6 protein-coding genes are annotated in these 6,632 nt (G+C 70.0%); 2 read left to right on the forward strand and 4 right to left on the reverse strand.

The features are described from left to right. Positions 1 to 108: 108 nt before the first annotated feature. From Q1V71_RS06740 to Q1V71_RS06755, 4 genes are all read right to left on the reverse strand, one after another. Positions 109 to 705, reverse strand: a complete 597-nt coding sequence (locus tag Q1V71_RS06740) for a cadmium resistance transporter (RefSeq protein WP_300642047.1) — start codon at positions 703 to 705, stop codon at positions 109 to 111. Positions 706 to 942: 237 nt separating this feature from the next. Next, positions 943 to 1,485, reverse strand: coding sequence for a signal peptidase II (lspA, locus tag Q1V71_RS06745; protein ID WP_300642050.1), 543 nt, complete (start codon positions 1,483 to 1,485; stop codon positions 943 to 945). Continuing rightward, complete coding sequence (locus tag Q1V71_RS06750; RefSeq protein ID WP_300642052.1) at positions 1,482 to 3,452, reverse strand: cation-translocating P-type ATPase; 1,971 nt, start codon at positions 3,450 to 3,452, stop codon at positions 1,482 to 1,484. The genes lspA and Q1V71_RS06750 overlap by 4 nt, the downstream gene beginning before the upstream one ends. Then, positions 3,449 to 3,895 carry a helix-turn-helix transcriptional regulator gene (locus tag Q1V71_RS06755; protein ID WP_300642069.1) on the reverse strand — a complete coding sequence of 149 codons (447 nt, stop codon included), beginning with the start codon at positions 3,893 to 3,895 and terminating at the stop codon, positions 3,449 to 3,451. Before Q1V71_RS06755 ends, Q1V71_RS06750 begins: the two co-directional genes overlap by 4 nt. A gap of 73 nt (positions 3,896 to 3,968) precedes the next feature. On the opposite strand from Q1V71_RS06755, the gene Q1V71_RS06760 reads away from it, so the two are divergent. Then, on the forward strand, positions 3,969 to 6,233 hold the full coding sequence (locus tag Q1V71_RS06760; RefSeq protein WP_300642055.1) for an MMPL family transporter: 2,265 nt from the start codon (positions 3,969 to 3,971) through the stop codon (positions 6,231 to 6,233). 31 nt (positions 6,234 to 6,264) lie between these two features. Continuing rightward, positions 6,265 to 6,561 carry an MFS transporter gene (locus Q1V71_RS06765; RefSeq protein ID WP_300642058.1) on the forward strand — a complete coding sequence of 99 codons (297 nt, stop codon included), beginning with the start codon at positions 6,265 to 6,267 and terminating at the stop codon, positions 6,559 to 6,561. The last annotated feature ends 71 nt before the right edge of the window (positions 6,562 to 6,632 follow it).

The following is a 6,632-nucleotide window of genomic DNA, read 5'->3' on the forward strand; positions in this document are numbered from 1 at the left end:
GAGATGAGTCGGCCAAGCTCTGTCCCGCAACTCTCACCTGCCCGGAGGGCAGCCGCATGATCATGTCTGCGGCGGGCAGGGTGGCGGGCAGGGTGGCTCGCCGGGCGGTCACAGGCCGAACGCGCCGCCCTCGATCAGGATGACGAGGCCAAGCACGATGAGGACGAGCGGGAACAAGATGTGCTCCCACCGCTCGAGGACCTCTGCGATCGGCTTGCGGGTGGCCACGAACTTGGCGGCCAGGACGAGGATGACGACCAGGGCCAAGAACACGACGCAATAGGCCACGAGGGCGCCGGTGCCGACCGCGAGGAACACCGGCACGTAGACCCCGATGTTGTCTCCACCGTTGGCGAAGGTGACTGCGGCCACGGTGAGGGCGCTGATTGGCCTGTCGGCGAGGCTGTCGTCGTCGTCGTCTCCGTTGCGCCACACCTGCCAGGCGGCGTATCCGCCCAGCAGTAGTGGGATGAGGCCGAAGTACGGGATGGCGTCGTCGGGAAGGAATAGCCCCGCGCCGAAGGTGACCGCGACGGAGGCCAGGAGGATGCCACCGAATCCGAGGTACTGCCCGATGACGATCCTGGTGGTGGTGCCTCGTTGCCCGGCTCCGCGTGCGAAGAACAGGGACAAGACGATGATGTCGTCGATGTTGGTGACCAGGAACAGGCCAATCGCCTGCAATGCGGTGGTGATCACGTCCATGTCTCCTTCGCTTCTTCGGTGTTGACGCTCTTCGTCGCTCGACTCCGGAGCACTGTTTGACGGCTGCGACGGCAGAGTCCAGTTCGCTGGTGCGGCAGCGCCGGTCCCTGCACGCGAGGGATTGACGTCGCCTGGCACCCGAGAAACGCTGCGACCTTCGCCAGCCGCGATCCTGTGGGGCCAACCCCGCCGTCGGCGGTCGCTCAGCGCGGCAGGTCGGTCGTCACCGAATGCCTGTCATGGCTCGTTGGTGATCGTCGGGGTGGCGGACTGGTCCTCCGCCGGCTCCGGGGTATGCGTCGTGCGTTCGGGACGGGCGTGGAGGAGGGCGATCACGATGAAGCCGGTGACCAGGAAGGTGTCGGCGAGGTTGAAGGTGGGCCACCAGCCGGTGTGAAGGTAATCGGTGACCCGGCCGTCGCGGGCGCGGTCGACCACGTTGGCGAGGGCGCCGCCGATCACGGCGCCGCCGGCAACTCGCTCGACCCACCCCGCCTGGGGGGCCCGGTGCCACGCGTACACCATGATGGCGACGGCGATGGCGGCGGTGATGGCCACGAGCACACCGACGGGAAGCTCGTTGCCCATGCTGAACGCCACGCCGGAGTTGTACGCCAGTTGTAGCTGGAGCAGCCCGAGGTCGACCGACGAGTCGGCCAGCCTGGCCTCGGATGCCGCCTTCGCGGTCAGGTCGACCGCAGCCACCGCCGCGGCTGCGAGCAGGACCACGACGCGACCCGTACGCGCCCGCGTCCCGGCCTCGGACAGACCGCGGCTCACCTGGCCGCAACTTCCGCCGGAACCGACGCCGCCGCGGGTGTCTCAGCTGGTGCGGGGGGGAGCGGACGGGCGCGGCCGGCGCGGACGCCGTTGCCGATCACGAAGATCTCCGCGACCTCGTGGACCAGGACCACCGCGGCCAGTCCGAGCACGCCGAAGGCGGCGAGCGGGATCAGGATCGTGATCAGGCCGAGGGAGAGCCCGACGTTTTGCAGCATGATCGCCCGTGCCCGGCGGGCGTGGGTGAGGGTGTGCGGCAGGTGCCGCAGGTCCTCGCCCATCAGGGCGACGTCGGCGGTCTCGATGGCCACGTCGCTACCCATCGCACCCATCGCGATGCCGACGTCGGCGGTGGCCAGGGCGGGGGCGTCGTTGACGCCGTCGCCGACCATCGCGGTCGGCCGGTCCTCGCGGAGTCGGGCGATGATGGCCGACTTGTCCTCGGGTCGGAGCTCGGCGTGAACGTCGGTGATGCCGGCCTGGGCCGCCAGTGCGGCGGCGGTACGTTCGTTGTCGCCGGTGAGCATGGCGACCTGATAACCGCTGGCGCGGAGTCGGGCTACCACCTCGGCGGCCTCGGGGCGCAGGTCGTCACGGACGGCGACGGCGCCGATCACGGCCCCGTCGTACTCGATCAGAACCGCGGTGGCGCCCGCCTCCTGCATGGCCCTCACAGGTTCGGCCAGCTCGCCGGCCTCGATCCAGCCGGGTCGGCCCAGGCGGGCCGGCTTGCCGTCGATGGTTCCGGTGAGGCCGGCGCCGGTGACGGCCTCGACGCCCTCGGCGTCGCGGTGGTCAGGGGCGGCAGCGAGGATGGCGCGGGCCAGGGGGTGCTCGCTGCGTGACTCCAGGGCGGCTGCGATGTCGAGGACCTGCTCGCGGGTCTGGCCGGGTGCCGTGGCGACTTCAACGACGGCGGGTTGGTTGCGGGTCAGGGTGCCGGTCTTGTCCAGGGCGACGGCGCGGATGCGGCCGAGGGCCTCGAGGGCGGCGCCGCCTTTGACCAGGGCGCCGATGCGGCTGGCGGCGCCGATGGCGGCGACGACGGTGACCGGTACGGAGATGGCCAGCGCGCACGGCGACGCGGCTACGAGGACGACCAGGGCGCGTTCGATCCAGGTGGCGTTGTCTCCGAGCAGGCTTCCGGTGATGGCGATGACGGCGGCGAGGACCATGATCCCGGGGACGAGGGGTTTTGCGATGCGGTCGGCGAGTCGCTGGGCGTTGCCCTTGCGGGACTGCTCGGCCTCGACGATGTTGACGATCCGGGCCAGGGAGTTGTCCTCGGCGGTGGTGGTGACTTCGACCTCGAGGACGCCGTTGCCGTTGATGGAGCCGGCGTAGACGGTGTCGCCGACGCCGGCCTCAACCGGTACGGACTCGCCGGTGAGGGCGGAGACGTCCAGGGCGGTGCGGCCGGTGCGGATGACGCCGTCGGTAGCGACCCGCTCGCCGGGTCGGATGAGGAGCAGGTCGCCGACTGCGAGCTCTGCGGGGGCCACGGTGACCTGGGTGCCGTCGCGGAGAATGGTGGCCTCGGCCGGGACGAGGGAGAGCAGTGCGCGCAGGCCGCGGCGGGTGCGGGCCACGGCGTACTCCTCCAGGCCCTCGCTGATGGAGTACAGGAACGCCAGCATGGCGGCCTCGGCGACCTCGCCGAGAATCACGGCACCGACCGCGGCGATCGTCATCAGCGTGCCGACGCCGATCTTGCCCTTGGCCAGCCGCCTCAACGTGCTGGGCACGAACGTCCACGCGCCCAGCGCCAGCGCGATCGCGTTCAACCCGGTCACCACGGACCCCGAGGCGTCATTGAGGTCGGCGATGAACCCGGCGATCAAAAAGGCTGCTGCGGCAGCGGCGAAACGCAGCTCGCTGACCTCCCAGAGCCGTTCGGGCTCGTGCTCCTCCTGCTCGTCGTTGTCGTTGCGGGGCTCGTCGTCGCCGCAGCCGCAGGCGTCCGTCATGGCGCTACTTCCTCAGTGTTCGTCGTGGTGGTGGCGGTGGGGGTGGTGGCGGTTGGGGTGGTGGCGGTGGGGGTGGTCTCGGAGTGGACGTCGGGGTCCGCGTCGGTCGGGCCGTAGGTGGGGCACAGCTCGACGGCCTCGCCGGTCAGGGCGAGCAGCTGCTCGGCGGCGCCGAGCAGGTCCATCAGCTCGGGGTGGGCGATGGAGTAGAACATCTGCCGGCCCTCAGGGCGGCCGACGATCAGGCCGCAATCACGCAGGCAGGCCAGATGGCCCGACACGGTGCCTTGTGCCAGGCCGAGAACCTTCGTGAGGTCCACCACCCGCCGCTCGCCGTGAGCGAGATATCCAACGATGGCCAGCCGGTTGCGGTCCGCGAGGCCGTGGAACAGGGCCGCACCACGCCGTAGCGCCGGCTCAACATCGACAGTTGTCATTGGCATCACCCGATGATAGCGTCCAGAATATTGATCGTCCAATTCCGCTGACAGCGGCATGGTTTTGAAGGGTCTCATCATGGCGACGACAGTGGTGCACGACGAGCGGAGCGGGAAGCGCGAGCCGGAGACGGAGGCGGGCCCGTTCCTGCGGGTGCTGCTCCGTCGCCGCGGGCTGGTGCTGGTGGCGGCGTTGCTGCTGATGATTCTGGCCGGTGTGGTCGGGCGGGATGCCGGAGACAAGCTGACCTCCGGTGCCTACCTGGACCCCTCGGCGGAGTCGCAACGCGCGGCCGCACTGTTGACCCAGGAGTTCCCCGGCGGGCCGCCGAACCTGATCCTGATCGCCGAGGCGGGCAAAGGCACCGTCGAGTCGCCGGCAACCTTGGCGTCGGGGCGCGAGCTCACCGCGCAACTGGCCGAGACTCCCGGTGTGGGCGCGGTGCACTCCTACTGGGCGACCCCGGACCCGTCGCTGCGCGCGGACGACGGGCGGTCCGCGCTGATCGCGCTGCAGCTGACCGGCGGTGAGCACGCCGCACAGGAGACCGCGGCGAGGATCATCGACGACCTCGGGGAGGACTCGGGAACGTTGCGGGTGAGTGCCACCGGGCCCGCCGCGGTGGGGCTGGCGGTCGACGAGCAGGCCGAGAGCGACCTGGTCTCCGCGGAAATGGTGACCTTGCCGATCACCCTGCTGGTGCTGCTGCTGGTCTTCGGCTCCGCGATCGCGGCCGGCCTGCCACTGCTGGTGGGTGCCGGTGCGGTGGTCGGCACACTGGCCGTGCTCGGCCTGCTGGCCGAGGCCACCACGATGTCGACCTATGCGTTGAACCTCACCACAGCACTCGGATTCGGGCTTGCGGTGGACTACAGCCTGTTCCTGGTCACCCGGTTCCGTGAGGAACGCCGCGCCGGCCGCACCGTCGAGGACGCTGTGGTCATCACCGTGCGCACCGCCGGCCGCACCGTGGTGTTCTCCGCGCTCACCGTGGCACTCTCGCTCTCGGCGCTGCTGCTGTTCCCGATGCCATTCCTACGCTCACTCGGGTACGCCGGGATCGCGATCACCGCGCTGGCCGCCCTCACCGCGGTGGTCCTGATCCCGGCGATGCTTGCCCTCGTCGGGCACCGGCTCGACCGGGTCGACCTGTTCGCCCCGATCCGCCGGCGATTCACCCGTCGCCGCGCCCGGGTGGGGGAGGACCGGCTGACCTGGCACCGGATCGCTGCCCTGGTGATGCGCCGCCCCGTGCTGATCCTGGTCTCGGTCAGCGCCGTACTCATCCTGCTGGTGCTGCCATTCGCCGGCGTACGGTTCGGGCTGCTGGACCACCGGACCCTCCCCGCGGACCACCCCGTGGCCAAAACCGCCGAACGGCTGGCACGGGACTACCCCAGCGCGGCCGAGGACCCGATCACCGTGGTGGTCCCCGGACGCGAGGCCACGCCGGTCGGTGAGGACGAACTGGACCAGTACGCCGCCCGGCTCTCAACCCTGCCCGGGGTGGCGACCGTGGAGACCGCCACCGGCCGCTACGTCGACGGGCAAACGACTGCGACGACCGGCCAGCAAGCTGACCGTCTGAATGCCAGCTACACCTCTGCAGCTGGAACCTGGGTGGCCGTCACACCCTCGGCCGCGGACCCCGCCGACGCCCGCAGCGTCGTGCGCGACATCCGCGACCAGCCGGCACCCGGACCGGTGCTGGTCGGCGGCTCCGCGGCCACCCTGGTCGATGCCACCGACACCATCGCCGACCGGCTGCCGTGGGCACTGGGCGTGATCGCGCTGTCCACCTTCGTCCTGCTGTTCCTGTTCACCGGGTCGCTGCTGATCCCGCTCAAGGCGATCGTGACCAACCTGCTCAGCCTCAGCGCCACCTTCGGAGCCCTGGTCTATGTGTTCCAGGAGGGCAACCTGCGCTGGCTGGTCGGCGACTTCACGCCGACCGGCACCCTGGAGACCACGTTGCCAGTGCTGGTCTTCTGCATCGCGTTTGGCCTGTCGATGGACTACGAGGTTTTCCTGCTGTCCAGGATCACCGAGGCCCACCGCAACGGCGCCACCACCACCGAAGCCGTGGCACAGGGCCTGCAACGCACCGGGGGACTGATCACCGCCGCGGCCGCCATCCTGGTCACCGTCTTCCTAGCCCTGGCAGCCTCGAACCTGACCGCCCTGAAGGTGATCGGCGTGGGCCTGACCCTCGCCGTCATCCTCGACGCGACCATCGTCCGCGGCCTGCTCGTCCCCGCGATCATGCGGCTGGCCGGCGAGGCCAACTGGTGGGCCCCCGCGCCTCTGCGACGCATGCACAGCCGGCTCGGCCTCACAGACTGACCCATTCCGCCATACGGAAAGGAGAAGCACCATGACCACCGGTCACGACGACCCGCGGCGGTGGTGGGCACTGGCCGCCCTCGGCCTGGCGGTTCTCACCCTCGGCTTCGACATCACCATCATGAACGTCGCGCTGCCGACCATCGCCACCGAGCTGCAGGTAGGCACCGACGCCCTGCAATGGATGGTCAACGCCTACGTGCTGGTGATCGCCGGCCTGATGCTCACTTGCGGGGCTTTGGGCGACCGGTACGGCCGCAAACGGGCTCTTCGTACTTCAGGTGGGGATGAGGGTGTCGAGTCCTCCGCCGATGAGCAGCATGCGTAGCCGGTAGTTGTCGTAGTTGCGGAAGCCGCGGGCGACGCGGCGGTGGAGTTCGATGAGTCCGTTGATGGCTT

The organism is Nocardioides sp. (assembly GCF_030149505.1).
Classification (GTDB): domain Bacteria; phylum Actinomycetota; class Actinomycetes; order Propionibacteriales; family Nocardioidaceae; genus Nocardioides.